This window comes from Bacillus sp. EB01, assembly GCF_000613125.1.
GTDB lineage: Bacteria > Bacillota > Bacilli > Bacillales > Cytobacillaceae > Bacillus_D.
The window spans coordinates 4,429,402-4,453,559 of sequence record NZ_HG964497.1 but is presented as its reverse complement, the minus strand read 5'-3'; the positions used below and the strand labels follow the sequence as shown (position 1 = coordinate 4,453,559).

At 40.9% G+C, this 24,158-nt stretch carries 31 protein-coding genes and 1 pseudogene; 5 read left to right on the top strand and 27 right to left on the bottom strand.

All coding sequences use genetic code 11. The features are described from left to right. Positions 1 to 158 precede the first annotated feature (158 nt). The 3 genes from TY16_RS20860 to deoD form a co-directional block, all read right to left on the bottom strand. The gene (locus TY16_RS20860) at positions 159 to 1,661 is read right to left on the bottom strand and encodes a S41 family peptidase (RefSeq protein WP_043933699.1); all 1,503 of its coding nucleotides are present in this window, start codon (positions 1,659 to 1,661) and stop codon (positions 159 to 161) included. Positions 1,662 to 2,103: 442 nt separating this feature from the next. Then, positions 2,104 to 2,901, bottom strand: a complete 798-nt coding sequence (locus tag TY16_RS20855) for a M15 family metallopeptidase (RefSeq protein WP_043933698.1) — start codon at positions 2,899 to 2,901, stop codon at positions 2,104 to 2,106. A gap of 219 nt (positions 2,902 to 3,120) precedes the next feature. Further along, a complete protein-coding gene (deoD, locus tag TY16_RS20850; protein WP_043933697.1) occupies positions 3,121 to 3,825 on the bottom strand; it encodes a purine-nucleoside phosphorylase in 705 nt (234 codons plus the stop codon). Positions 3,826 to 4,032: 207 nt separating this feature from the next. On the opposite strand from deoD, the gene TY16_RS26695 reads away from it, so the two are divergent. Continuing rightward, positions 4,033 to 4,161 carry a hypothetical protein gene (locus tag TY16_RS26695; protein WP_197028435.1) on the top strand — a complete coding sequence of 43 codons (129 nt, stop codon included), beginning with the start codon at positions 4,033 to 4,035 and terminating at the stop codon, positions 4,159 to 4,161. A 192-nt stretch (positions 4,162 to 4,353) separates the two neighbouring features. Here the strand turns inward: TY16_RS26695 and TY16_RS20845 are convergent, their stop codons facing one another. The 7 genes from TY16_RS20845 to TY16_RS25910 all read right to left on the bottom strand — a co-directional run bounded on the left by TY16_RS20845 (position 4,354) and on the right by TY16_RS25910 (position 8,580). Next, positions 4,354 to 5,124, bottom strand: coding sequence for a sporulation protein (locus tag TY16_RS20845; protein WP_043933696.1), 771 nt, complete (start codon positions 5,122 to 5,124; stop codon positions 4,354 to 4,356). After that, positions 5,111 to 5,932 (bottom strand): serine/threonine protein kinase, encoded by an 822-nt coding sequence (locus TY16_RS20840; protein WP_043933695.1) that lies wholly within the window; start codon positions 5,930 to 5,932, stop codon positions 5,111 to 5,113. The genes TY16_RS20845 and TY16_RS20840 overlap by 14 nt, the downstream gene beginning before the upstream one ends. Positions 5,933 to 6,011: 79 nt before the next feature. Then, entirely contained in the window at positions 6,012 to 6,182 is a 171-nt protein-coding gene (locus TY16_RS26690; RefSeq protein WP_197028434.1) for a hypothetical protein, read from the bottom strand. Between the two features lie 125 nt (positions 6,183 to 6,307). Then, positions 6,308 to 6,472, bottom strand: a complete 165-nt coding sequence (locus TY16_RS25915) for a YozD family protein (RefSeq protein ID WP_081773062.1) — start codon at positions 6,470 to 6,472, stop codon at positions 6,308 to 6,310. A 115-nt stretch (positions 6,473 to 6,587) separates the two neighbouring features. Then, positions 6,588 to 7,280: a hypothetical protein gene (locus tag TY16_RS20835; RefSeq protein WP_043933694.1), complete on the bottom strand. Its 693-nt coding sequence runs from the start codon at positions 7,278 to 7,280 to the stop codon at positions 6,588 to 6,590. A 446-nt stretch (positions 7,281 to 7,726) separates the two neighbouring features. Further along, positions 7,727 to 7,948: a YozE family protein gene (locus TY16_RS20830; RefSeq protein WP_081773158.1), complete on the bottom strand. Its 222-nt coding sequence runs from the start codon at positions 7,946 to 7,948 to the stop codon at positions 7,727 to 7,729. 500 nt (positions 7,949 to 8,448) lie between these two features. Then, complete coding sequence (locus TY16_RS25910; protein ID WP_081773061.1) at positions 8,449 to 8,580, bottom strand: YjcZ family sporulation protein; 132 nt, start codon at positions 8,578 to 8,580, stop codon at positions 8,449 to 8,451. 198 nt (positions 8,581 to 8,778) lie between these two features. Between TY16_RS25910 and TY16_RS20825 the strand changes: the two genes are divergently transcribed. Continuing rightward, a complete protein-coding gene (locus tag TY16_RS20825; protein WP_043934890.1) occupies positions 8,779 to 9,882 on the top strand; it encodes an SGNH/GDSL hydrolase family protein in 1,104 nt (367 codons plus the stop codon). A 61-nt stretch (positions 9,883 to 9,943) separates the two neighbouring features. Beyond that, entirely contained in the window at positions 9,944 to 10,537 is a 594-nt protein-coding gene (locus tag TY16_RS20820; RefSeq protein ID WP_043933692.1) for a DUF502 domain-containing protein, read from the top strand. 24 nt (positions 10,538 to 10,561) lie between these two features. On the opposite strand, the gene TY16_RS20815 is transcribed toward TY16_RS20820, so the two are convergent. The 3 genes from TY16_RS20815 to rsgA all read right to left on the bottom strand — a co-directional run bounded on the left by TY16_RS20815 (position 10,562) and on the right by rsgA (position 13,393). Beyond that, positions 10,562 to 11,062, bottom strand: coding sequence for a PTS sugar transporter subunit IIA (locus TY16_RS20815; protein ID WP_043933691.1), 501 nt, complete (start codon positions 11,060 to 11,062; stop codon positions 10,562 to 10,564). A gap of 288 nt (positions 11,063 to 11,350) precedes the next feature. After that, the gene (locus TY16_RS20810) at positions 11,351 to 12,049 is read right to left on the bottom strand and encodes a DUF1287 domain-containing protein (RefSeq protein WP_043933690.1); all 699 of its coding nucleotides are present in this window, start codon (positions 12,047 to 12,049) and stop codon (positions 11,351 to 11,353) included. A 285-nt stretch (positions 12,050 to 12,334) separates the two neighbouring features. Further along, the gene (gene rsgA, locus TY16_RS20805; protein ID WP_043933689.1) at positions 12,335 to 13,393 is read right to left on the bottom strand and encodes a ribosome small subunit-dependent GTPase A; all 1,059 of its coding nucleotides are present in this window, start codon (positions 13,391 to 13,393) and stop codon (positions 12,335 to 12,337) included. Between the two features lie 261 nt (positions 13,394 to 13,654). On the opposite strand from rsgA, the gene TY16_RS20800 reads away from it, so the two are divergent. Further along, positions 13,655 to 14,251 (top strand): DUF4397 domain-containing protein, encoded by a 597-nt coding sequence (locus TY16_RS20800; RefSeq protein ID WP_043933688.1) that lies wholly within the window; start codon positions 13,655 to 13,657, stop codon positions 14,249 to 14,251. Positions 14,252 to 14,523: 272 nt separating this feature from the next. On the opposite strand, the gene TY16_RS20795 is transcribed toward TY16_RS20800, so the two are convergent. The 10 genes from TY16_RS20795 to TY16_RS20750 form a co-directional block, all read right to left on the bottom strand. Next, complete coding sequence (locus TY16_RS20795) at positions 14,524 to 15,108, bottom strand: YpmS family protein (RefSeq protein WP_043933687.1); 585 nt, start codon at positions 15,106 to 15,108, stop codon at positions 14,524 to 14,526. Positions 15,109 to 15,134: 26 nt separating this feature from the next. Further along, positions 15,135 to 15,935 (bottom strand): SGNH/GDSL hydrolase family protein, encoded by an 801-nt coding sequence (locus TY16_RS20790; protein WP_052342814.1) that lies wholly within the window; start codon positions 15,933 to 15,935, stop codon positions 15,135 to 15,137. A 441-nt stretch (positions 15,936 to 16,376) separates the two neighbouring features. Next, on the bottom strand, positions 16,377 to 16,925 hold the full coding sequence (locus TY16_RS20785; protein ID WP_442853260.1) for an SCO family protein: 549 nt from the start codon (positions 16,923 to 16,925) through the stop codon (positions 16,377 to 16,379). Between the two features lie 148 nt (positions 16,926 to 17,073). After that, positions 17,074 to 17,916 carry a DegV family protein gene (locus tag TY16_RS20780; RefSeq protein ID WP_043933685.1) on the bottom strand — a complete coding sequence of 281 codons (843 nt, stop codon included), beginning with the start codon at positions 17,914 to 17,916 and terminating at the stop codon, positions 17,074 to 17,076. A 101-nt stretch (positions 17,917 to 18,017) separates the two neighbouring features. After that, positions 18,018 to 18,293, bottom strand: coding sequence for a DUF2535 family protein (locus tag TY16_RS20775; protein ID WP_081773059.1), 276 nt, complete (start codon positions 18,291 to 18,293; stop codon positions 18,018 to 18,020). A gap of 87 nt (positions 18,294 to 18,380) precedes the next feature. Continuing rightward, complete coding sequence (locus TY16_RS20770; RefSeq protein WP_043933684.1) at positions 18,381 to 18,590, bottom strand: hypothetical protein; 210 nt, start codon at positions 18,588 to 18,590, stop codon at positions 18,381 to 18,383. Positions 18,591 to 18,690: 100 nt separating this feature from the next. Further along, on the bottom strand, positions 18,691 to 19,347 hold the full coding sequence (locus TY16_RS20765) for a hypothetical protein (protein ID WP_043933683.1): 657 nt from the start codon (positions 19,345 to 19,347) through the stop codon (positions 18,691 to 18,693). 108 nt (positions 19,348 to 19,455) lie between these two features. Next, on the bottom strand, positions 19,456 to 20,274 hold the full coding sequence (locus TY16_RS20760; RefSeq protein ID WP_043933682.1) for a TasA family protein: 819 nt from the start codon (positions 20,272 to 20,274) through the stop codon (positions 19,456 to 19,458). 90 nt (positions 20,275 to 20,364) lie between these two features. After that, the gene (gene sipW, locus TY16_RS20755; protein WP_043933681.1) at positions 20,365 to 20,937 is read right to left on the bottom strand and encodes a signal peptidase I SipW; all 573 of its coding nucleotides are present in this window, start codon (positions 20,935 to 20,937) and stop codon (positions 20,365 to 20,367) included. A gap of 26 nt (positions 20,938 to 20,963) precedes the next feature. Continuing rightward, a complete protein-coding gene (locus TY16_RS20750; RefSeq protein ID WP_043933680.1) occupies positions 20,964 to 21,581 on the bottom strand; it encodes a SipW-dependent-type signal peptide-containing protein in 618 nt (205 codons plus the stop codon). Positions 21,582 to 21,876: 295 nt separating this feature from the next. On the opposite strand from TY16_RS20750, the gene TY16_RS20745 reads away from it, so the two are divergent. Continuing rightward, on the top strand, positions 21,877 to 22,242 hold the full coding sequence (locus TY16_RS20745) for a helix-turn-helix domain-containing protein (RefSeq protein WP_043933679.1): 366 nt from the start codon (positions 21,877 to 21,879) through the stop codon (positions 22,240 to 22,242). 56 nt (positions 22,243 to 22,298) lie between these two features. Here TY16_RS20745 and TY16_RS26685 read toward each other — a convergent pair whose 3' ends face one another. The 4 genes and pseudogenes from TY16_RS26685 to TY16_RS20730 form a co-directional block, all read right to left on the bottom strand. Continuing rightward, positions 22,299 to 22,472 carry a hypothetical protein gene (locus TY16_RS26685; protein ID WP_197028483.1) on the bottom strand — a complete coding sequence of 58 codons (174 nt, stop codon included), beginning with the start codon at positions 22,470 to 22,472 and terminating at the stop codon, positions 22,299 to 22,301. Positions 22,473 to 22,484: 12 nt separating this feature from the next. Further along, positions 22,485 to 22,649: pseudogene (locus tag TY16_RS26980) on the bottom strand (hypothetical protein); the annotation flags it as partial. 232 nt (positions 22,650 to 22,881) lie between these two features. Further along, positions 22,882 to 23,625: a twin-arginine translocase subunit TatC gene (gene tatC / locus TY16_RS20735; RefSeq protein ID WP_043933677.1), complete on the bottom strand. Its 744-nt coding sequence runs from the start codon at positions 23,623 to 23,625 to the stop codon at positions 22,882 to 22,884. A gap of 215 nt (positions 23,626 to 23,840) precedes the next feature. Next, positions 23,841 to 24,041 (bottom strand): twin-arginine translocase TatA/TatE family subunit, encoded by a 201-nt coding sequence (locus TY16_RS20730; RefSeq protein WP_043933676.1) that lies wholly within the window; start codon positions 24,039 to 24,041, stop codon positions 23,841 to 23,843. Positions 24,042 to 24,158: the final 117 nt, after the last annotated feature.

Below are 24,158 nucleotides of genomic sequence, written 5' to 3'. Positions count from 1 at the left end.
TATAGCATTTATCGGGTCCTTACAAACCAAACGACCCGCCTCCCCCATTTACCGGAAAAATAAAAATCCAAACACCACAGATTCGATTAGCTACGCAAAAACAAATTCAAGCCTTTTACCGTAAGCAAAAACCCCGGCATTGGCTGCCGGGGCTGAAATTACTTCATTTCTTTTTTCAATACTTCAATTGCTTTTTCTAATTGTGGATCTTCCTTCTGGATTTTTTCCTGAAGAAGCTGGATGATTTTCATTGTTGTTTGATCCGTAACAACACCTGTTTGTTCAAGTTTATTTGCTGCCTGGAACGCTTTTACTGCAGCAGTCGTTTTCCCGTCGAAGAAACCATTTTCACTGCCAGGATCATAGCCCAAAGCCTTTAACATTTGCTGGGCAACCTTCACGTTTTCAGAAGAATCGCCTTGTTTTAGCTTTAGCTTTGGATCAAGGTATGGAAGGCTATAGTAGGCCGGTAGCTCCACCTTATAATCCGGCTCAATTCCCTTTTTGTGAATCCAATTGCCCTTGGGTGTCAGCCACTTGGCAGTTGTGAATTTTACATTCGAACCATCAGGGAAATCCTGAGCGGTCTGGACGGTTCCCTTTCCGAATGACTTTTGTCCAACAAGCGGAATGTTTGCTGATTCTTTTACAGCTCCAGCCAGGATTTCAGACGCACTTGCACTTCCGTTATCAATCAGGACGACCATCGGATAATCATGTGTGTCCTCGCCTTTGGATTTATAATCCTTCGTGTTTCCATTTCGGTCTTCTACCTTGAAGAGGATTTCACCCTCTGGTACAAACATGCTTGATATGGCAATAGCCTGATCCAGCAAGCCTCCCGGATTCTGTCTCACATCCAGGACGAGTCCCTTCATACCTTGCTTCTTAAGGTCCTTCAGCATTGCCGTCAGTTCATCGTATGTGTTTGTTGAGAATGTCGTAACCTGGACCCTGGCGATTCCATCCCCAACCATTTCGCCATATACAGTTTCAATCGGAATCTCATCGCGAATGATAGGTACTTTGATTGTACTCTCGGAGCCAGGCCTTTGAATGGTTAATTCCACCTTCGTGCCTTTTTCACCCCGAATCAGCGCAACAGCTTCTGTTGACGTAAATCCTTGTATGCTTTTGCCATCTACCTCAAGAACAACATCCTTTGGTTTCAAGCCGGCTTTTTCAGCTGGCGAACCCTTTAACGGGGATACAATCATAATATGGCCGTCTTTTTCCTGTATCTCAGCCCCAATTCCTTCAAATGAAGAATCGACGCTATGATGGAATTGCTCGGCAGCTTCCTCATCCATATAGGAGGAATACGGATCGTCAAGTGACTTAATCATGCCGTTGATTGCACCATCTACTAGCTTGTCATTATCCAGGTCTTCAAAATACCCTTCCTGAAGGATATCATATGCTCTATAAAGCTTTTCAAATTCTTTTCGCTCCTGGCCTCCGCCAATCACAACCGGAGAAGTATTGTCCCCGTTTGAAGTCGCAAAAGCTGTTATTCCTGCTGTCAAAACAACCAGGAACACAAGAAGCATTACAAAGTAGGACCTTTTCATCCGAATTTGTACTGGCTGCTTCACTTGCTCTTGCGGCTGATCCTGCTCCTGTATTTGATTTTGTTCATCCACAGCTTTCACCACTTCCATTTTCCGTAAATAGTATAGAAACTCTTATCATTTAGAATACCATCTTTTCCCGATAATGAAAAAAGAAATATTCATGAAGGTTTACCTAAATATATCATGAATGAGAAACTATCTTGAAACGATTTCAAAATTCTTATGTAAAAAAGAATCCTGCTTTTTTTCTGGAATAAAGCTCGTTTTCCAGCAGGAGTCCTTACCTAAACAGAGAAAATCTCATCAAGCATGATTGCCTAGATTCACTTGCTTCTGGTTTTGGTTAATCCAAAGCTAATTCAAAAACGAGTAATTGGACGAAATGATTCTGAGTTTCCAATAAATGTCTAAATGCTCATATACATGCAAAAACGGCTCATATACATGGTAAATTGGCTCATATATTTTTGGGACTAATCAGCTCTTCTCTTAATCCACAAAAACGAAAAGGAACCTGCAAGAGGCTCCTTTAGATTTTCTCCACTTCCTGGAAATACTCCTCCAAAGTCCAGTCGTTCTCAAACATTGTCTTGGCGGCTTCCTGTCCAACATAGCGATAATGCCATGGTTCATACTGGTAGTTGGTTACTTCTTCCTTGCCCTTTGGATAACGAAGGATGAAACCGAATTTATGGGCATTCGCCATTAGCCATTTTCCTTCCTTCGTTTCACCGAATTCTTCAGTTAAATTCAAGTTTGTTGCCCTGCTCGCAATATCCATTGTCAGCCCTGTTTGGTGCTCACTCTGGCCAGGCAGTGCTACAACTTCTTTCGCTTTTTGTTCCCCAATATTTGCAACCTCGGCATCGAATAATGATTTTTGGCGAATATACGAGCGGTAGCCGGAAACTGCAAAAATTTCAATATTTTCCTGCTTAGCCTGTGCGAACAGTTTTTCAAGTGCTACAGCCGCTTCTTTTCTCATTAAGCTTTTTTCAACATCAGTTTCCCCAAAAGAAAATGGGACATTCGGCCGTACGAGGTCATTCGGCTTGTAATGGCCTGGCAGAGAAAATTCTTTGTTCACCAAGGCAAGAATGTTTTCAGGATTCATAATTTCTTTTTTCCCGCTTGTTTCCTGAATCTGATTAAAATAAGCAGCCTCCAGAACGGGACCATCATAAGTAGTTTGTTCTTTCTCTTTTTCAGTTGGCGTTTCCGTATCTATATTCTTGTCTTTAGAGAATGGATTTTTAAGAATCGACTCAACTTGGCTGCAACTTGTTAGAAGGAAACAACTGCAGAGTAGAATTGCTAGTTTTTTCAAGTGATCACCTGCGTTTCAATTTAAAGCGAATTTATCTATTGTAGTATAAGCCCCCAGCTTGGACAGAGCAAGGGGAGGCATTCCCTTTCCAGCAATTCACTGTTGGTCACAAGTTATACATTGTGAAAGCCTAGTAGACTGTATACCCTGCTGTATATAATAAAAACTTTTATCCAAAAAAAGAAAGGCCCTCACAGAGGAGAGCCAATGTCATCCAAACTATTCCTTAATAGCGGCTTCAAGTGCCACTTCAATCATTTCATTAAAAGTCGTCTGGCGCTCTTCTGAAGATGTTGCTTCACCAGTTAAAATGTGGTCACTTACAGTCAGAATGGACAATGCTTTACGGCCATATTTCGCTGCAAGGGTATAAAGAGCAGTTGTCTCCATTTCAACAGCAAGAACTTGATACTTGGCAAGTTTTTCAAGGTCGCCATGGTCATTGTAGAACAAGTCTGCTGTGAATACGTTTCCGACGCGAAGATTTAAACCTTTTTCCAATCCTGCGTCATAGGCATTCCGAAGCAGCTCAAAGTTTGCATGAGGTGCAAAATCGATACCGCCGAACTCAAGTTTGTTGATTTGTGAATCGGTGGAAGAAGTCATCGCAAGGATAACATCCCTGACCTTTACATCCTTTTGGATAGCCCCGCAAGTACCAACGCGGATAAGTGTTTGTGCATTATAGCTTTCAAGCAGCTCATTTGCATAAATCGAAATGGAAGGAACACCCATTCCAGTACCCTGGACTGAGATCCTCTTTCCTTTATATGTACCTGTAAAACCAAACATATTTCTTACTTCGTTATAGCATGTTGCACCTTCAAGGAAAGTTTCAGCAATATATTTTGCTCTAAGCGGATCTCCAGGAAGCAGTACTATTTCCGCGATTTCATTTTCTTTGGCACCAATATGAATACTCATCTTAATCCTCCTAGAATTAAAAGTATGATGTCTAACAACTTACCTATCATAGCATATACTGGGACATTTTTAAAACGTTTACTTAAGCGATGGATGGAGAATTCCTAGCGGGGCAAACTATTTATAGCATAGCCTCTTCTTGGGAAGATATTCTTTGTTAACACATTATCCAGGCATGCTGCAATTAAAACCTTAGGAGGTATGTAAATGGGTAAAAAGCACAGAAATCGTATAAACTCTCCGAAAAAGAATAACCATATTCCTCCGGAAGCAATAATTGCCGAACATGAGGCACATGCCAAAGAGTATTCGGCCAAAAAACGCAAGAACACATAAGAAAAGTACAAGCGCCTCGAGACAGGCTAAGTGCGCCTGTTTCTGTGATGATTATTCACAGAAGCTTCCCTTATTGGTCAGCGCCTGCGCGAGTAAATCGATTTTGTCTATTCGTTACAATGGGACCGTTGTACACTTGGCGCCTGAGCTAGACAAAAAAAGAGGGTGGGTCTCCCCATCCTCTTAAATAACTTATGAATATCGTTCAATAATCGATTGAAGTTTTTGCCTGACGTAAGGCGCTTCTGAAGGTGTAACAACGAAACGGATGTTCGATTCATCCGTTGACAGGGCTTCAGACAAAAAGCCTCCAAATCCCCGAGCCCGGCGGTCAACCTGCATCAACACCTCGATATCACCATGGTTGTTGGGAATAAGGACCACTTCCAATTCATCAAGCCTTCCCCTGAACTGTCCGCCAACAGGGACAAATTCAAACTCCTGGACGAACGGCAGCCTTACCCGCATCCTGCGCGGCGCCTGTTCGCAATCTGCTTCCCTCAACCTGAATCCCAGTTCCTCTACAGCTGAAAGAATTGCGGACATTGTCGGATTTGGAGCAACCCGAATGTAATCAGTATCTGTTGGATCAATCGCATTTTTAATATCAAGCCCTGTTGAAAGCCAGATCTTTGAACGTCCAATCGTGACCGGTGTATCAAGAGGCAGCCTGAATGAGAAAGGAAGTTCCTTTTTTTCACCTGGTTTAATGATGAATGGATCCGCTACCTTAAAGCGGTCGATACACACATTAACACTGTATTTTTTATCATCTGATTCCTTTAAATATGTAGTATTTAATGACAGATAAATTGAATCAATGCTTTGTTCAGTGCTGCCTCCAGTAATGGCGACCACACCTTTAACAGTTTCACCCGGTGTAAGTGTATCCTTTTCCAGCCTCGTATCAACCTTAGAAGCTCCAATCCCCACTGATGCAAGCATCTTATTAAATAATGACATTCTGCTTCTCCTCCTCATTTATCAATCGTCTAATATCAATTTGAACTTCACTGCAACTACTATATTCACCATCGATTTTTAAAAGCCTTTTAATAATCGCCCTTGCCTGTTGAGAAATTTCAAGTTCTTTTTCCCAGCTTTGTTCCTTCTGTCCAGGTGCCGGACTATAGGAGGAATAAAGAAGGAAAAGGATAAAGTGGCCCAACCCATAGAAATCAGCCTGTACATTCCTTTCCTTTCGAGGATGATAATTTTTAAAAAAAGCATGCCCCTTTGCCATCACAGCGGTTTGTGCCAGGCCCAAATCAAGTAAATAGATTCTTCCTTTACTCTGGATAACATTGGGAATCCTTACGTCCCGGTGGATAATTCCTTGCTGATGCAGTCCGTATAGGATGTCAAGAATTTCGCTTGCAACCTCGAATGCTTGCCTTTCGTCGAATGAACGGCCTTCCTCAAAGATGATTTGTTCAAGATTTTCGCCTTCAACCAATTCCATCGTATAATACGGTTTTCCTTCATGCTCCCCGCTATCATAATAAGCTGGGACCCCAGCTATTTGAATCTTTTGCATAAATTCCTTTTCCCTTTCAAATCCGGCTTTTCCTGAGCGGGAAATACGTTTATGCAAGCGGAGCGCCTTCAAGGCAACCTGACTTCCAGTTTCTTGATCAATCACCTGATAAGTATGGCCATATCCTCCAGTTCCCAGCAAGCGGACCACCGAGTATCGTTCAGCTACAAGAGTGCCGGGTGGAAATGGCTTTTCAAACAGATGGGATAAAAAAAGAATAAGCCTTTTCAGCAAATTGAGAACCTCCCCTTAATGCCTCCTGTTTGTCGGATAGTCGAGATTCGCTTCAAGGCGGTATGGCTGCCCGTGCTTTTTAGCTGCTGAAGAAGCTCGAAAAGCTCTTCTTTTTATATGCGTGTTTATAGTGTCCGTGCCCATAGTGTCCATGCTTCTTGTGCTTCATGTGCTTCCAGGCATCACTGGAGCTGTAATATGGTTTATGCATCTTTGATTTCATAAGCATTTTAAGCAACTTTTTCAGCATTGCATTGTTCCTCCCCAATTTTGATAAAGATATATACGCTTCCTATTTAAAAAGGTTTCGGTGCTGCTGGATAATTTTTTTCACAATAATGCGGCCTTCCTTGTGGCAGGCCGCTTCAGTTGGCTTTAATTTTCTTCGTCGATGATACTCTTTTCCAGGAGGTATTCAAATGTGATGTCTGCAAGCTCTTCAAGTTCCTCTTCAGTTGGTGTATATCCTCGTTTCACAAGCTCATGAAAGAAAAATTCAGCAATTTCTTCTGTATCGATGATCACTTCGATTTCTCCCATTTGATCTCCTCCTTTTTAGAGAATGTATGTTCAAGTGGTTTTATTCATGCTTAGAGAATGGAAATTTAGCCGCTTGAAGGTTGATTATAGTGGGGAACGACTATGGAAGGGACGGTCAGACATGCTTTTTTCCGTCTTTTGAGTTCAGGTTCTTCAGCTTCTTCATTATAACTTCCATAACCTGAATGTATTCGTGGTCTCCGAACATTTCATTCAATATCCGGTAATCATTGTAGATATCAAGTAAACGGTCAATCAGCTGCCGCCGTTCTTTTATTCGGTCTAATTCTTCCGCCTCTGCGTTCTTTCTTGACACCTCTTGCTTCTGCTTCCTTGCTTTTTCTTGCTTACCTACAATATGCAAAAAACCAAGTTTATTGATAAAGGTTTCAGCGTGATCGGCATCGGCCAAAAGAGTTAGTTCCTCTTCACCTGCTTCAAGCCATTCGCCGTCTTTTACCCTGGAAAGCTCGTAAATAATATCTTCCCATGCATCTTCCTTGTAGCGCCATATTTCTGTCCTGACACCAACAACCCGAAATAGTTCATTGCCATATCCTTTAACCTGGACAATATCTCCGAAAAAATATTTGTATTCTATATCCAAATGCTCCTGCCCTACAGGGGTACCTTCGTACTCCGAAAGCAGCTGGAGCGAGGACTCGACATAAAGGCCTTCACTTTTGTTCACTTCGTACACATACTGTCCGCCGACCCATTGGATATCTGTAATTGTACCAACAGTTCCATACATGACAATAACAACCGTTTCACCCATTTTAAACTTTGGTTGCTTCCCCTTCTCCATCTGATTCACCCCCTTATGAGCTCCGATGATTACAATAGTATATGCACATATTGTTTAATCGCACACGATTGGCGAATAGAAAAATCGCCTCCCCGGGCTTGGAAGGCGATGGTAAATGTTGGAGAAGGGTGCAGGCTATTAGTGCTATATATATTAACTATATAGGCTAAACTTATGTTTTTCTGCGATTTCCGCTCCAGGCACTTCGCTTTCCACGGGCGGCCTGGGAGCCTCCTCGTCGCTTTGCTCCTGCGGGGTCTCCCACTGTCCTTTTCTCCCGTAGGAGTCTTCGTGCCTTCCGCTTCAATCAATAAAACGCCTGCAAATCTGAAATTCTTAAGTAACTTATATAGGGTGTACAAGGAATTTCCATTGAAGAAAGCATTTCGAATTTATTTTCATTGCACACTAGAACGTCCTAAAGTATCCACAAAGACATTTCCGCTTTATCTCTTCTCTGTCTCGATGTATTCAGCCCATGCGTCATCAAAAACAGACATCGATGGTAAGTAGTGGCCGTTCATTTCGAGATACCTGCTTAGTTCATCGTAATCCTCGGATGTTTTTGGGAAGCTATGGTCCTTGAACGCTTCGTTTGCAAATTCGCTAATATTATCTTTTGGCTTTGGATGTCTGTATTTCATAAGGAAATGATAGAATGATTTCAACATTCACATTCTCCTCCTTTGCCTTAAAAATCCGTATCCCCATCTTATTATTGCAAGAATAGAACATACCTTTAAAAATATTCTTATCATACCAGAATTGGCGGCTGCGTCAATAAGTTTGCAAAAAGGAAAATTCCTACAGAAAACTCATCTTCGGCCAATACTGTGATCCGAAATTGGTCCTAAAACACATTTCCTTCATTTAAATTCTCATTGATTTACTGTATCACAATTTATGAGGTTTTAACCGTTTACCGAAGCTGACCTATGTTGATTCATTTTTAATAGAGTGCCTTTCCAAAGCTGCAGCCATACTAAACGTGCTGTTGCTGGGAAACTGTGCTGCGAAAATAATAATAGCAGGGCTTTCGTTTGAATGGCCTGCTTGGAATTTTGATTCATCTCTGTTTTTCGAAGGAGATTAATCCAAATAATAATGTATTAGGATAAATGTTTACAACAAAAAAACACCTTTTCCACTTGGAAAAGGTGCTCCAGTATTAATCACAAATGTAGCAAGCGCCAATGATGATTAGAAGAATAAACAATACAACAATTAATACAAACGTGTCACGATAACCATCAGACCCAACTCCGCCAACATATCCACAAGGGTTATATCCGTAATGCATATATGCATCCCTCCGCTTTTTAATTTGTTCAACACACAATATGATATGGGTTATTGTCCCGAATGTGCATATGCCCATATATATGATGGGAAAATCCAAATTTAATTTTTTAAGAAAAAATAGTGCTTTGTTCTGTTTTTATTACAGTTAGGTTACGTTAAAATGTCAGTAGGATTACACGATGGGATGTTGATGCTTATGAACCGAAGAATAATTTGCTTAATGCTTGCCTCGATATTCGGCCTATCTATATTGTTTTTTCAATTATTTGAAATAACCGGGGCAAAGGACACCCCGGAAGAAGCAGATGGATTTTATGAAAAAATAGCTGCCGGTGATGATTATAGCTATTTGATTGTTGGAGACAGCATAGGCAGAGGTTCAGGAGCAAGCAGTCCTTCAACCGCATGGTTCTCTCTTTTTGAAAAAGGAGTTTCAGAGAAGTACGGCTCAAACGGGGAGCGGATATCCATTGTCCAAAGCGGGGCAACTGCATTTGAAGGCTTCATGAAATATAAAGATGAGAAACCCTCCTCACCGGTCCATCTGGTTTTCCTTGTTTTCGGGGAAAATGACCGTAAGTATATGAATGAAAAGCAATTTTCCTACTTTTATGAAAAACTGCTTCGTGTAGTAAGGATCGATCACCCTGCTGCAGATATAGTGACAATCACCGAAAGCTGTCTTGCTTATGAAGGATTCGCCAAGGAAATTGCACGGCTATCGAGAGCATATGGAGCTACCAACATCGATATGCGGATCCCTTTCAATGCATCAGGACTTAGTCCGGACAAACTGACAACAGACAAAGTTCACCCTAATGATGCGGGCTATCTCCTTTACGCAAACGAAATTATTAAAACTATCCAAGAAAAATCCGAAGCCAAAAATGCCAAAGAGATTGCAGTTATGCCTTCTCCGGTAAACGGCAACCTTGGAATTGACTATAAATTGCTAACCAATCCTTCTATTAATTCAGGATTTGTAAACATGCGTGATGGCTATTTTAGCAAAACGAAGAATAGCTATCTTGAATATACATTCGAAGGAACAATGGTTGGGTTTCTGCTTGAGCGCGGCCCTGACGGTGGAATGATTGATGTCACAATCGACGGGAAGCCTGCAGGGACACTGGCTACCTGGTGGCCGTTTGAAAGATCCCGCTACAACTATGTTGCCAGTTCACTTGAAGACAGCCAGCACACAGTCCGGTTTACATTTAATGGGGAGCGGCTCTCTACAGATTCCAAGAGCGGCCAGCCTTCTGTTAAAATAAAAGCAATCGTTGTAGAAAAACAATAATCGTTTCAAATTCATGTAACGGCGGCTATACTAGAGAAAAAACAAATGGAGAATTTAGTTTATGAAGTCACTTGCTAAAAATTTTATTAATGGAATTATCGTGATCGTCCCAATTATCATTGTGGTTTGGGTCATATACAAAACATTCCTGTTTCTCGATGGATTGCTCGGCAACCTTCTGCGCCCATATATGGAGGATACATACATCCCTGGAATTGGCCTACTGGTTACGGTCGCACTGATCACCTTCCTCGGCTTTCTGTCAACAAGGTTTATTACTGGAAAACTTATAGCTTTGATTGACAAACTGCTCGAAAAAATTCCATTCGTCAAAACAATTTATTCGGTTATTAAGGATACTGTCAATTCCTTTCTCGGCGAAAAGAAGTCTTTTTCAAAGGTTGCGCTTATCACCATTCCTGGCACCGAAATAAAAAGCCTCGGCTTCATCACCTCCGAGGAACTTGAAAGCTTTCATGAACCGTTAAAGGAGTACGTAGCTGTTTATGTCCAACAAACCTTCCAGGTTGCGGGGTTTACCTTCCTGATTCCTAAAGAGCAGGTCGAAATCCTCGATGTAAAACCTGAGGATGCAATGAAATTTATCCTGTCAGGTGGAATGGCTCAAAAAAGCAAACTTCCTGGAAAACAGTAAAACCGCCTCAATGGGCGGTTTTACTTATTTTGCAGAAACTCTGAGGAAAGGAGTTACGCCGGCTTCTACCTCACCGGATGCGAGCTGCTCAATAATCATCGCGTCAGTGTTTGTAATGATTAGTGGTGTGACTGTGCTTTTGGCACGCTCTGTCACTAGCGCCATATCGAAGCTGACAAGCTTGTCTCCCTTTTTCACCTTGTCACCTTCACGAACATGGGCAGTAAATCCTTCACCTTTCATTGCAACCGTCTCAAGGCCGATATGAATCAGGATTTCAGCATCATTTACCACCTTGATTCCGACAGCATGGCCTGTTGGAAACACCTGGACGATTTCACCGTCTGCAGGTGCCACTACAAGCCCTTCAGTAGGCATGACCGCAAGCCCGTCACCCATCATCTTTTGTGAAAAAACAGGGTCGTCTACGTTTTCCAGCATTGTCGCCGTTCCAGTTAGCGGCGACGCAAGCTCGACTTCAGTCACAACTTCTTTTTCTTTTTTACCAAATAAGTTTTTAAACATGTGCATTCTTCCCTTCTTAAAAAATAACCTCTGTTTACCTATTCCCGTTACGGGCTCGGAATAACAATGCGAGTTAATTATATTTGAATATTGTTGGGTTAGAAAATGAAATGCTTTGGTTTACGAGTAGGAACCAATAGGATAGTTATAAGGAAGATTGCTCATTACAAGTAAAAACAACTAAATTCCAAGTGATCACTAGTAAAAAAATAAATGAGTATAATTTTTAAAGCACAAAATTCGAATTAATAGTGTCTTTCCTTTTTACTTGACGTTTTTATAAAAAAATCAGTAACTCCATCTATAATGACCCACAATGGTTTGTTTATAAGAGGTTAGTTTAATTTCTGATGCAAAGGGAGGGGCGTTATGAATTAAATAAGGTATTCCATCTTTTGTCCGTTTATCAGAAATGATGCCTGCGTGGTCTGTACCCTCCAAATAAATCACAATATCCCCTGGCTGCCACTCGGCTAAATTATCTGGATCGCCTGGAATTAATTCAGTCGTCAGAGATTCGGCGAAACGTTGAAAAAAGACATACTGATTAGGAACCCGCCTGAAATCAATATGAGGATCAGGATTTCCCTCTACACGGGGATATAAAGATGGATGATCATGAATATCCTGATCCATTAATTCTTTCAAATTTATACCAGCTCCGGCCAATCCTCTCCAAATAACATCCGTGCATACACCTTCGCTATCTGGTGGATATCCGCCTTCATAATAAGCACTCTTGTATTGTGTTCGATTCTCCACTTCCTTCCTTGCAGCATTCACTATGTCTAGTGGATCAGCCACATTATTCTGATTCTTATCAACCCTTATATAATTTTCCTTCACTGTTACTTTTTCTGAAAAGGGATTAGTAAGATGAATACCTGCCATATCCAAAATCAGACCGTCCCTAAAAAACATAGAAAACAATGGTAGCGCCACTACCATTACAACACCAACAATCAAAAATATTTTTTTCAATTTCATTTTCCCCACCTCAATCCATTAAACGTTTTCTATTTTGAAAGAATACTACCCCACTCGTTAATGATTTAATATATTTAAATTCTGATAAAACCTCCAATAGGTGAATAAGCACTCTTAGATTTTAACATATTTATCCAAAAACCTAGTTATTTTTTTCTCACTTCATTTCGCATTCCGTAAGTGTGTTAAAAAGGGATGCAAATTAGTTTGATTAAATACCCTTGATATACCAGCAAAAAGATTTACGAGTCAAAATTAAAAAGGACCCTTTTACAGGTCCTTCCTTTACCGTTTTTTATGTTTTACTTGTTTAGTAATGGTTTTCCAGTGTTTCTTGTCTTCAGCCTGTGCCCGTTTATCTGCTTTTCGCTCGATGTAGGCAAGCTCTTTTTGCAGCTTATTGAAGCTGGCAAGCCGTTCAGCAGGCAGTAAGCCATTCGCAATTGCTTCTTGGACCGCGCACCCCGGCTCATCAATATGACGGCAATCACGGAATTTGCAAGCCTCAGCAGTTTCTTCGATATCTGAAAATGCCTCGGAAAGTCCATCATGGCTTTCCCAAAGCTGAAGCTCCCTCATTCCCGGAGTGTCAATCAACACGGCTCCATTCGGCAACAAGATCAATTCCCGGTGGGTCGTCGTATGGCGGCCTTTGTCATCTGCTTCGCGGATATCCTTGACGGCTTGCTTTTCCTCACCAAGCAGTTTGTTCGTAAGAGTCGACTTTCCAACACCTGATGAGCCCAACAATGCCACAGTTTTCCCAGGTGAAAGGAATGGCAGCAGCTTTTCCAAGCCTTCGTTCATCTCCGCACTGACCGGAATAACCGGAACCCCGTACGCAATGGATTCGACTTCTGCTACCTTTGCTTCAATATCTTCACTTAAATCAGCCTTGCTCAACACAATCACCGGTTTCGCGCCGCTTTCCCAGGCGAGAAGCAAATAGCGTTCAATCCTTCGTAAGTTAAGGTCATCGTTCAAGCTGTTGACCAGGAACACCACATCCACGTTCGCAGCGACAATTTGCTCCTCCGCTGTCTTACCAGCAGATTTCCGCGAAAACTTGCTGAATCGAGGCAGTACTCCATGAATTGTTCCCGTTCCTTCATTACTTCTCGCAGCAACCATTACCCAGTCTCCGACTGCCGGGAAGTCTTCCCTGCTTGATGCTTCGAAAGCCATTTTCCCAGAAACTTCGCAAAGCAGTTCGCCTTCCTCCGTCCACACGCGATACATATGCTTATGCTCCAGGGCAACCCTGCCGAGTACACAATCACTTTTTGAAAATTCCTTAGATGCTTGTTGAATATCTTTTTTCAATCCAATAGTTAGTAAGTTCAAATTACTTTCCTCCTGAAATATAAATAGACCACTGGCATACACAGCCAGCGGTCTAATATTCAGGAAGAAATGGACGGATTTGTCCCTTTATGCCTAAATAGCCGTACGGGCTGTGTTAGAGTTTCCAACAACTGAAAAAACAATTAACTTACTCATAACACTTCACCCGCCTCTCATAAGATAGTTTTAGTATATGCATATTTCAGAAAAAAGTAAACAATTAATTAATATGTTTCCAATTTTCCAATAGGAGGAAGCGGCTTGAAACAAGATTATTTTTATCAAAGTAATCTTCCCGGACGAGGTTATGGGACCTTTTTTAACGGCAGCGCACTGGTAGGAGAAATTTGTATTCTAATAAACGGGTTACCAATCCTAGAAGAATTTCATTATAAAGAGCACAGCCTAAAATTTGCCCTGCCAGAGGGGGAGTGCCAAATCGATGTGTATCATGGAGATAAGTGGATCGGTTCTGCCCAATTTTTTATCGAAAAGGAGCGGAATTATTTTATCGCTGTAACTGGTCTTCATGGCAAGGCAGACGTAATTGCATGCGCTTTGTATGACCATGTGCCAAGAGGCGAGGCAGCAGCCAGGTTCATTCACCTGGCCTCTTCTCACCAGGAACTCGACATTTCCGTCCATAAAGGCGATGTTGTCTTCCCCTCCCTCCAATATTGTGGAGTATCGGATGTCCTTGCTCTTACACCGGCGTACTATAATCTTGAAGCAAGAATGGCAGGAACAAAAACGATTATCCTGCCAATGCATGACGCTGTTTTTGAGAAGAATCAAGCTTATTTGGTATGTATCGCTCAGGGAGAGAGTGCTTCGGAAGCAGTTTTTATACCTTATTAACATGCAGTAAACCATGATGTGCGTAACTTTTATAGGGGATATTGCCAGAAACAGTCATCGCATTGTGAATAAAAGATGAAGAGATTTTTTGAGAAATGTCCTGTATTTATTGGAATGTGTCCTGTATTTTTTGGAAAGTGTCTTGTATTTTTTGAAAAGTGTCCTGTATTTTTTAAAATGTGTCCTGTATTTTTTGGGAAGCATCCTAATTAATGAAAAATATGTTTCCAGTCCACTCTCTAATAAAAAATGAGTGCCCAGCTAACGGGCACTCATTCTTTTACGGGAACAAGCAATGTAAAGGATATATCATCATTTTTTAAATCAAAGGTATTGGCCTTAAGCTTTGCATCGCTTTTCAATTTGAGTTCCTGCATGTGTACATAAATAACTTCCTCATTCGGGAGGATTTCAACTCCAGCCGGAAGCTTGTAATTTTTCCTAATAAAATCAAGCACGTATGGAACCGGAAGTGGCAATCTCCCCACCTGAAGATTGGTTTGCTTGAGCAGCAGGTCGCCGTTTTCAAGCGCCTCGGGCTCAAAAGCCATTTTCATATCAAGCTCCTGGCTAAAAAATGGCACGCTGCCGTATAGCGCAACGTCATCTTCAACCTGTACACGGTAGTCAATCGGAGATGAACCTATTTCTTTTTCCAAATAATAATTAACTAGCTTATTTACGTCTTCTCTGTTCGTTCGGATTGCGAAGCCAACATGTTTATCTTCATCGATATTTTTCGCCGGTTCTGCTTCAGACTTTTCCCCTGGCAGGATTGCCATAATAATCAATGCAGCAAATACAATTACAACCAAGCCAAACAAAACAAAGAAGGCGGTTTTCCACCTATTTTTCATTCATGATTCCCCTCATCAGCTGCAGTCTAGTCCTTTCCGGCCAGAACAGGCAGCGCTTCTTCTCCAAGCGTTTCATAAACACGCTCTGCAATTAATTCATACCCCTTATCGTTCGGATGAAACTGGTCATCAAACAAGAGGTTCACGTCTGTATCCACGAACAAATCGCCAATCTCAACGAAGTAGGACTCGGAGTAATGTGAGGCAACCGATCTTCCGGCTTCATTCCAATCATCGACAATTTGATTCAATTCATCTACCTCAGTAAACCATTTCCCGAACGGATTATATAACCCTATCAGTATGATGGCCGCTTCTGGATTTTCCGACCTGATTTTTTTAAAAATTTGATTCACTCGTTCGGTATAGGAAACCATTTCTTCTTCAAATACTTCATATTGCAGATTAAGAATGTTCTCCCGTGCGATTTTCATCATGTCATTACCGCCAATCGTAACGAGAACAATATCGGAATCCTCGATGGCATTCCTCATCTTAGAAGTATCAAGTTTCTCCAGGAGTTGATCGCTCCTCGTTCCGCGGACACCAAGGTTTATAAAATTCGCTTTCTTGACTCCTTTTTCCTGTTCAAGCAGTTCATCCAGGTATGGGAGATAACCGCCACTATCCGTGCTGTCCCCAACACCCTGGGTGAGTGAATCACCAATAGCGGCAACGGAAAACGTGCGTGGGATAAAATCTTCAGGAATCGTACGTTCCGCTTCAAGTAGGGTTTCCCTTGCACTATGGCTTTGCCACTCAGTGTTACCCTCGCACGATGCCAATATAAGGCTTGCTGCCAAAATGCACCCAATCTTCTTCCACACACGCTTCACCTTCCCTTCACGTTTTTTTCTTATTATATCATTGCTCGGCAGCTGGAATGCCTGAAAAGCACCGGGACAAGCCTGAATAATATTGGTTTTTCATTGTATCCTAGGTTTGGCTCATCAAAGATATGTTGGGCGGTACATGAAATACTTGAAGTATAGTTTATTGGCGACCCTGCGAGCCAGGGAAAGTGGTGTACGGTCGTCAATAGAGCTTCTTGTCGACCCTGTGAGTTAGAAAAATTGGTGTCCGGTCGTCAATGGAGCTCCTTGACGACCCTATGAACCAGGGAAACCTTGGTACAGTCGTCAATAGAGCTTATTGGCTACTCTATGAACCAGGAAAACTTGGGTACAGTCTTCAATAAAAGTCCAACTCCCTTTTTGGTCCTTGTCCGCTTCAAAACGACATTAACAAAAAAAGCCCAATTGAGGGCTTTATTGCAAAGCTTTGATGTCTTCAATAATTTGGTCTCTCGGTACGTCAGAGACACCAGGGTAGTATTTCTTAACGTTTCCGTCCTGGCCAACCAAATAAAACGAAGTTCCATGGATTACCTGGTCATCAGTCTCGGGTTTTTTGACAAGAGTCTGGAAGTTTTTCAAGGCGAACTCTTCTATTTCTTCCTGTTCATAGCCAGTTAGAAAGTTCCAGTTCTTCAAATCAACATTAAACTTTTGGCCGTATTCCTTGAGAGCTTCAGGTGTATCGTTCTCAGGGTCGACACTAAAGGAAACGAACTGGATATTCTCAATTCCCTCATCCTTAGCCATTTTTTGAATCTCACTCATGTTAGCCGTCATCGGCGGGCAGACCGTATCACAGTTTGTAAAGATGAAGCTAGCCATCCACACTTTGCCCTCAAGGTCCTTTGTGCCAAACTGTTTATTTTCCTGATTTGTGAAGGTAAATTCTTTAAGCGGCCAGTTTTCCGCACCTTCCAATTCTTTGTTGCAGGCTGAAAGCAGCATCGCGCAAACTGCCATTATCAGTAAAACTACTTTTGTTTTCACCGTCTTCACCGCCGTCATATCTCTATAGTCGTCCCTATCTTATCAAACGTTTTCAAAAGTGGAAAGGATTTCGTTTTGTTGATCAAAAAAGGCCGGAACCTATTGTCCCAGCCAAATCTTTTTATTCAAAGTGGTACATAAGCGCAAACGCGCCTGGGCCTGTATGGGTGCTGACTGTCGAATTCGTATAGTCAATTTCAACCCTATCGAAGCCTGTTGCTTCACGGATGCTGTCTGCGACTTTTCCTGCAAGTTCTTCCGCTCCGGCATGTGCGATTCCTACGCTCTTTATCGACTTGCCTTTTACATCTTCAGCAAATTGTTTTGCCAAGAACTTAACAACCTGTGTGTAGCTGCGCACCTTGGCAACCGGGTTGTATTCGGCTCCTTCAAGAGAGGCAATCGGTTTAATGTTCAAAAGTGAGCCAAGGAATGCCCTGCCTTTTCCGATCCTGCCGCCCTTCACCAGGTTTTCAAGCGTATCAACCATTATGTAAAGACGTGTATTTTCACTCATGGACTCAAGCCGAGCGAGGATTTCTTCCATTGATTTTCCGTTAGCGGCCATAATTGCTGCTTCCTTAACCTGAAAACCGAGAGCTTTTGAAATGAATTTCGAGTCAACAACGGTCACGTTATATTTTGTCATCCCGGCAGCACTTTCAGCAGAGCGGACAGTCCCACTCATTTTCCCTGTCATATGGATGGACAGAATGTCGTAACCTTCTGCTCCAAGACGGTCATACACCTCTAGAAAAGCACCAGCGGAAGGCTGCGAGCTTTTCGGAAGTTCCGGAGATTGTTTCATTCTTGCCAAAAATTCTTCCGGATGGATATCCACGCCATCGGTATACGTTTTTCCCGCAACAGATATTGTTAGCGGAACCACTTCAATTCCATACTGGTCAATTATTTCTTTAGGCATATCATGTGTCGAATCAGTAACTATCTTAATCTTTGCCATTACATTCACTTCCCTGCTAATTTACACTTAGTACTTATTATACCTATTAAAAACCATGGATACCAACGAAAAAGGATGCCGATTTTCGGCACCCATGCTAGTCATGCATTATTTTTTAATGTAGTAGACGAGTAAAGCTGCTCATAATCAGGCCATCTCAAGGTCCGTTTCAAATAATCCCTGAAGGAATAGCAAGGTTTCGGCTGCTGTTCTTCATTTAGGCTCATCATAAATGTCTGCAAACTGAATCGGATCATGAAATGATTCGGATTATCTTCCTCCAATACAGGAATCTCCACAATTTTAACCTTCAATCCCACTGCATTTGTGAACTCCAGGCTTTTCACTATTAAAATAGTATCAATCCTCTTTTTCACCCGTTTGAGTATAGTATACCGTAATGACTGCTCGAAATGTGTCTGATTATGCGCAGATTTATTGAAAAAATTCAGGTGATCAGTGGATTAAACTAGCTCATGATATAGTTTCTGATTACCTTGTTGCTTTATGTACTGTCCAGACAACAGTTCAACCTGGTTCTGCCCGCGCTGGCTCTCAGGCGCATGCAAACTTACCTTTGTTATATCAGCACCACAAACCGGGCAAAGCCATGTCCCAGAATCACAGCTGCTGTAAGACGGCTTCTCGCACTCCGTACAAATTTTTTTATACATCCCTCTCCGCTCCCCTTCTTCGAATACCCTATAAAATACGTCTTATGTAATCTAATTATGCCCGTATACGTACAAAAGACCCTGATATCCTATATCCAGTTCAGGGTCTCGTTAAACTTGTGTCGGTTATTTTCTTTTTAAATTTGATAATATACCTCACTGAAAAGCCAACAGTTAGCATGATTAATCCGGCAGCAAGGAAGTTGAAGGCTTCTGTTGCTGTATCCGGAAGCTTAATTGGCCCTAATGGTGTATCGATTGGTCCTAGTGGGACATCGTCTGGGGGGATTAAGCCGCCAAGAGTGCCTTCGGCGTAAAATTTGAATTCAAATTCGCTACTCATCCCTTGATATTCATTTCCAAGTTCAAGGGGTACTTCAATAGAAAATACTAACTTTTCACTTAATTTTGCATTAAGGGGCCTTAGGTTCAACTTTTCAAAGTCCATTAACTTTCCATTATATAAATCTCCATTTTTATCTGAGACCGTTAATAATAGTTCATTATAAAATTTCTTTGTACCATTTAAAAACTTGTTTGAAAAGAGGTAGTTATAATTTTCTGTCCCTGAATTAACTACTGTCAAAGTATTTGAATATACATCACCCGGTCTAGCATTTACTATATTAAAGAGTACCTTTTCCGGACTTGTAGCTATATCGATTTCCTTTTCGGAAAGTGCAAATACTTCTATTATTAATGGGGAGAAATTAAAGCTAAATAGTAAAATACCCATAACGAGATATAAAGATTTCATCTATTTTCTCCGTTCTAAACATTCTACTTTGTTTTTTAACTTTTAAAAAAAGGTGAATGAACATCCACCTTCAGGATGAACATCCACCTCTTAGACCACTGATTTTAATTATTTTCCAGTATCTTTCCAAGCTTCATCATCAGTTAGATCTGGATCTACAATATCACCTTTAGTAGGATCAATCGTATATTTCTGCGGATTGGCTTCGTCATCCCAATCTTGACCTATACCTTGTACTTCGTTTCCTGTAATATGTCCATTGTCTTTACTTGGACCATAGTATTTTCCGCCCATTACTTGGCGAGAATCTAGCTTGAAGTTAACCTTGGCAACCATTCCTTGCAATTCATTCTGTGGTTTATTTGTTTCAGGGAAAGAAATCATGATACGTATCCTTGTGTAATCCCCAACATCAATTCCTTCTGGTGTTAAATTTAGTTTTCCACCAACAAGGAATTCTGGTTTAATTTTACCTGTATAATTCCCATCAATGGCATCCTTTAACGTAATTGTTTCACCATGTACAAAAAGGGAATCAATTTTTTCTTGACCATTCTGTACTGTTTCAACAAAATAATGAATGTTTAACGCTTTTAAGAATGAATTTGCAGATGCCCCAGTTTCAAGCGGATTTGATACTTCTACTTTAGAAAAATCAAGATAAGTGTCTTCAATTGCAAGGCTGCCAACATTATTAAGATCGAATGTTCTTTCTACTACATCCCCCGGCCTTAGGTTTGAAAGATCAAAGTTAACAGGCCATTGTGTACCAGGATACTTTCCAACTTCAAGATTCAAAGTTCCTGCAGCAAAACCATTGTGAATTGTAGCTTCATCACTGAAGTAAGCGTAAGTCCCCCCACCAATTAGTGATAATCCTAGTGCAGCTGATGCTAAACCAAGGCCAAATTTCCTTTTAATACTCATGCTTCTTTCTCCTCCTCTTTCTCCTCATCTATGTGAGGTATGTAAAGTTTTATATTGAACCCTTATGCTTTGCATATGAGGTTACAACCTTCATGCAGTTTTCTCTACTTCATTTTGGGATTTTGTTACTTTATCTACTTCTCGGATTGCTCGGAAGATAGTTAGTGCTGAGTAAAAAATTAATAGAATTCCAGGTATTACTAGTAAGAGTGCAGAACCTTCTTTAGAATTCCCAAGGTCCGCTATATATCCAGCATAAGGAATAGTGAAACCAGTATATTTTCCAACTATGTTCTGACCAACAACAGCCTCAGAATCAGGATTATCATTGTTATCGCCTTTAGTTTGGAATAACATTTGCCCTTCGTTTTCCCATACTTTAATTATTCGGTGAGTGGCCAATGCATCTTGAGATTTCCAAAAGGTTATAACATCACCCTTTTTTAATAATGAAGGGTCTTTTACTGGTTTAATAGCAATTATTGATCCAGTTTTAAAAGTAGGTTCCATTGATCCAGAAAGGACGGTTTTTAACTGGAAACCCATAACCGAAGGTTCTCCGCCGTTAATCTTTGAGGAAACTACTAGATATATCATCAGAATTAATAGTATTGAGAGTAAAATAGTCGTAGCTTTACTAACAATTTTTAAAGATTTCTTCAAGTCTTTTACCTCCTCAGTTGTATAAGTTAGTTTGATCCATCAATAGATATATTTTCTTCGCCAGATTCCGTGTTTTCTGTAGGTGAACTATTTTCATTAGTTGAAACATTTTCTTCTGATCCAGCTTCTTTGACTTTCTCTAAGTTTGTGGATTTTTCATCACTATTTGATGTCCCCTCTTCTTTGGAGACGCCTGGGTTTTCTGAACTCCCTGGTTCAGTGGCATTTTTTAGATCTTCCGGATCTTCTGATTTTTCTGGTTTTTCTGGTTTTTCTGGTTTTTCAGGTTTACCTATACCTGGTTTAGGGTGATCGTCTTTTGGATTACCTGGAGGATTATCTGTTTCTGTATCTCCGTCCCCACATTCTCCTCCGTTACCTAAACCTGAGTTATCCTTACATTTACAGACCTCTTTATACTTCTTGGCATACTCTTTATCGGAGCAAAAATCATCCGCAGTTCTAAAAGTATTCTCTATCTTCTCATTGTCGTTAAAATACGAGTATGTATTGGTGGTTAAAGGTATAGAAGCTAAAATAATGAAATAGACAAGCCAAAGATTGATAATAATTGAGAATTTCTTTTTATTTGTTTTGAATAGGTCTTTTCGTGATCTGGCCGACCTTTTTGTAAAATAGCTCATTACATCACCCCTTCATCCGCCCAACTTTAAGAGCGTATGATGCTTTCCAGCTGCTTATAACTATGTAACGCACAAGTTGTTCTTTTTAACGAACTTTATAGGTTGAGTATATGTCATCCTAGTGAACTTGAAAAACCCTAAATATCCCCAAATATTCTAAATAAAGAATGAAAATCGTTCTTTATCTCGTATTATCTCTTGTTTTCTTACTATTTTGTATTTTATAAAGAATATTTTGTTCTGTATAATGAATATACAGATATATAGTAGAGTAGCTTAAAAAGGAGAATTTCAAATGCTGGGATCACGGATTAAGGAGATGAGAGAACGGAAAGGGTATTCGATTTCGGAACTGGCCAAGCTGGCCGATGTTTCAAAATCTTATCTGAGCCAAATTGAGAGAGGTGTTCAAACAAATCCCTCACTGCAGGTTTTGAACAAAGTCGCCGTTACACTAGGGACAACGATTGAATACTTGCTCTGGAATGAGGGTAAAACAGACCAAACCGAATTAGAACTCGATAAGGAATGGAAGGAAATGATTTTAACAGCCATCAAGGAAGGGTTGAGGAAAGAGGATTTCATGGAGTATTGGAAATATATCAAATACGAGAGTTGGAAGAAGGAGAGACAGTCCGTAAATGAAGAATTGCAAAAATGATGATGTAGAAAATTGAACCCCCGCTGCGAATTGCAAGCGGGGGTGTATTATTTTTATCAGCAAATTCTCGGAAACATGGTCCCAGATAACCTATTTAGAATCCGCCTTGAGCCGAGCTGGGTTTCCAGCAACAGTCGTCCTTGTTCTTTATTAATAACTGAACCAATTAAAGCCGAATCCCGGCCTTCAGGGAACTCGCGGAGAATATCCACCACCTTTTCCTTTTCCATCAGACAGTCTCCCATGTATTGATAAAACGCGGCACAGCTTCCTTCAGCTGATACCATGCACGGGCCGATTGGATTTATTGGTGAAAAATTGATTCGGAAGGATTTTTGAACTTGGTTGGATGTGTAAACAGTTAAAGGAGAAATTTCAAATGTGATCCCAGATTGGGGAATGTACATGCATGTAATTTCGGGGGGCTGCATTGTTTTATCATTCATCGCGGGTATGAATGACAATTGGCCTAGTTCGGTAACTCGAAATGTCATTTATCGGCGTTATGAATGACACTTTGCCTCTTTCAGAAACCTGAAATGTCATTCATCAGTTTTAAAATGTCTACTTATTTCAAATGCTATTAGCATTTTCCAAATGAAAAACCCCAGCCAATAGCCAGGGTTCAATCTTCATCTATTATTCAGCTGCGAACTCCGCTTCCTCTGCCACAAGCCGCTTTTGCCGCTTTTTGAAGACGAATTTCGAGAGGTTGACCGAAATTTCATATAGCAGCAGCAATGGGATGATGACAAGGAAATCGGACATTGGATCTGGCGGTGTAATGACAATCGCAATTACAATGAGCACAAAATATGCGTATTTCCTGATTTTTGTTAAAACATATGGATTCAGGATCCCTAGAGAAGTCAGGAACATGACAACTGCCGGTAGCTCGAACAAAACTCCGAATGGCAAGGTCATATTCAAAATGAACCTGAAATATTTTTCAGCGGTAAAGTTGGTGACAAGCATGTCGCCGCCGAGATTGACCAGAAATTTGAGGACGTTCGGGAATATAACAAAATATCCAAACGCCAAACCAACTATAAACAGAATGAACAATGCAGGTATATAGGATAAGGAAATTTTTCGTTCAACTGGCTTTAACGCTGGCTTGACGAACATCCAGAGCTGGATGGCCAGTACTGGAATGGTTCCGGCGATGGCAATTAGCGAGGCCAATGCAAAATAGATCCAGACAATGTCGCTTGGTCCGAGCACAATTAGCTTAACTTCTAAATCGCGGACAAACCAGTGATATATTTCCTCCACGTACGTGAATCCGGCAATGAAGAATGCCACAAAGGCAACTGCGGTGATGATAATCCTCTTCCTGAGTTCATCCAGATGATCAACTAAGTTTAATTCTGTATCTTCCATATCGTTCTCCCTGCCGTGTACTTTTTGCCTTTTTCTAAAACTGCGGGCCGGTAGAGCAGTTTAAAAGCGGGTAACAAAATACTCATCTAATGGCGAAATTCATATATGCGCAATAAGAAAATAACCTTTCCAATTAGCGTAGAAAAGGGCTCCTCCCCAAGCTCCGCCCTCAAGCTCGCAAGGTAAGTGAACCCCGTGGTTTACAATTTATTGGATTAAGCTTTTTTCTCTGCATTCTTTTTATCTTCTTCAAAATCTTCCATAACATCGCTAGTCAGTTCGCGAGTGGATTTTTTGAATTCACGTAGTGTCTGGCCGAAAGCGCGTCCAATTTCAGGCAGCTTTTTAGGTCCAAAAATAATTAATGCAAGAACAAGGATCAAAATTAATCCAGGAACACCAATATTATTCAACATAGTGTTTACAACCCCTTCAGAGTTTCATATTTATAAATCTACTATGATTATAGTACTTTACTGGCCAATTTGGGGTAAATCACTTCAAAATTCATAGTAAGTTCACAAAATCTCACG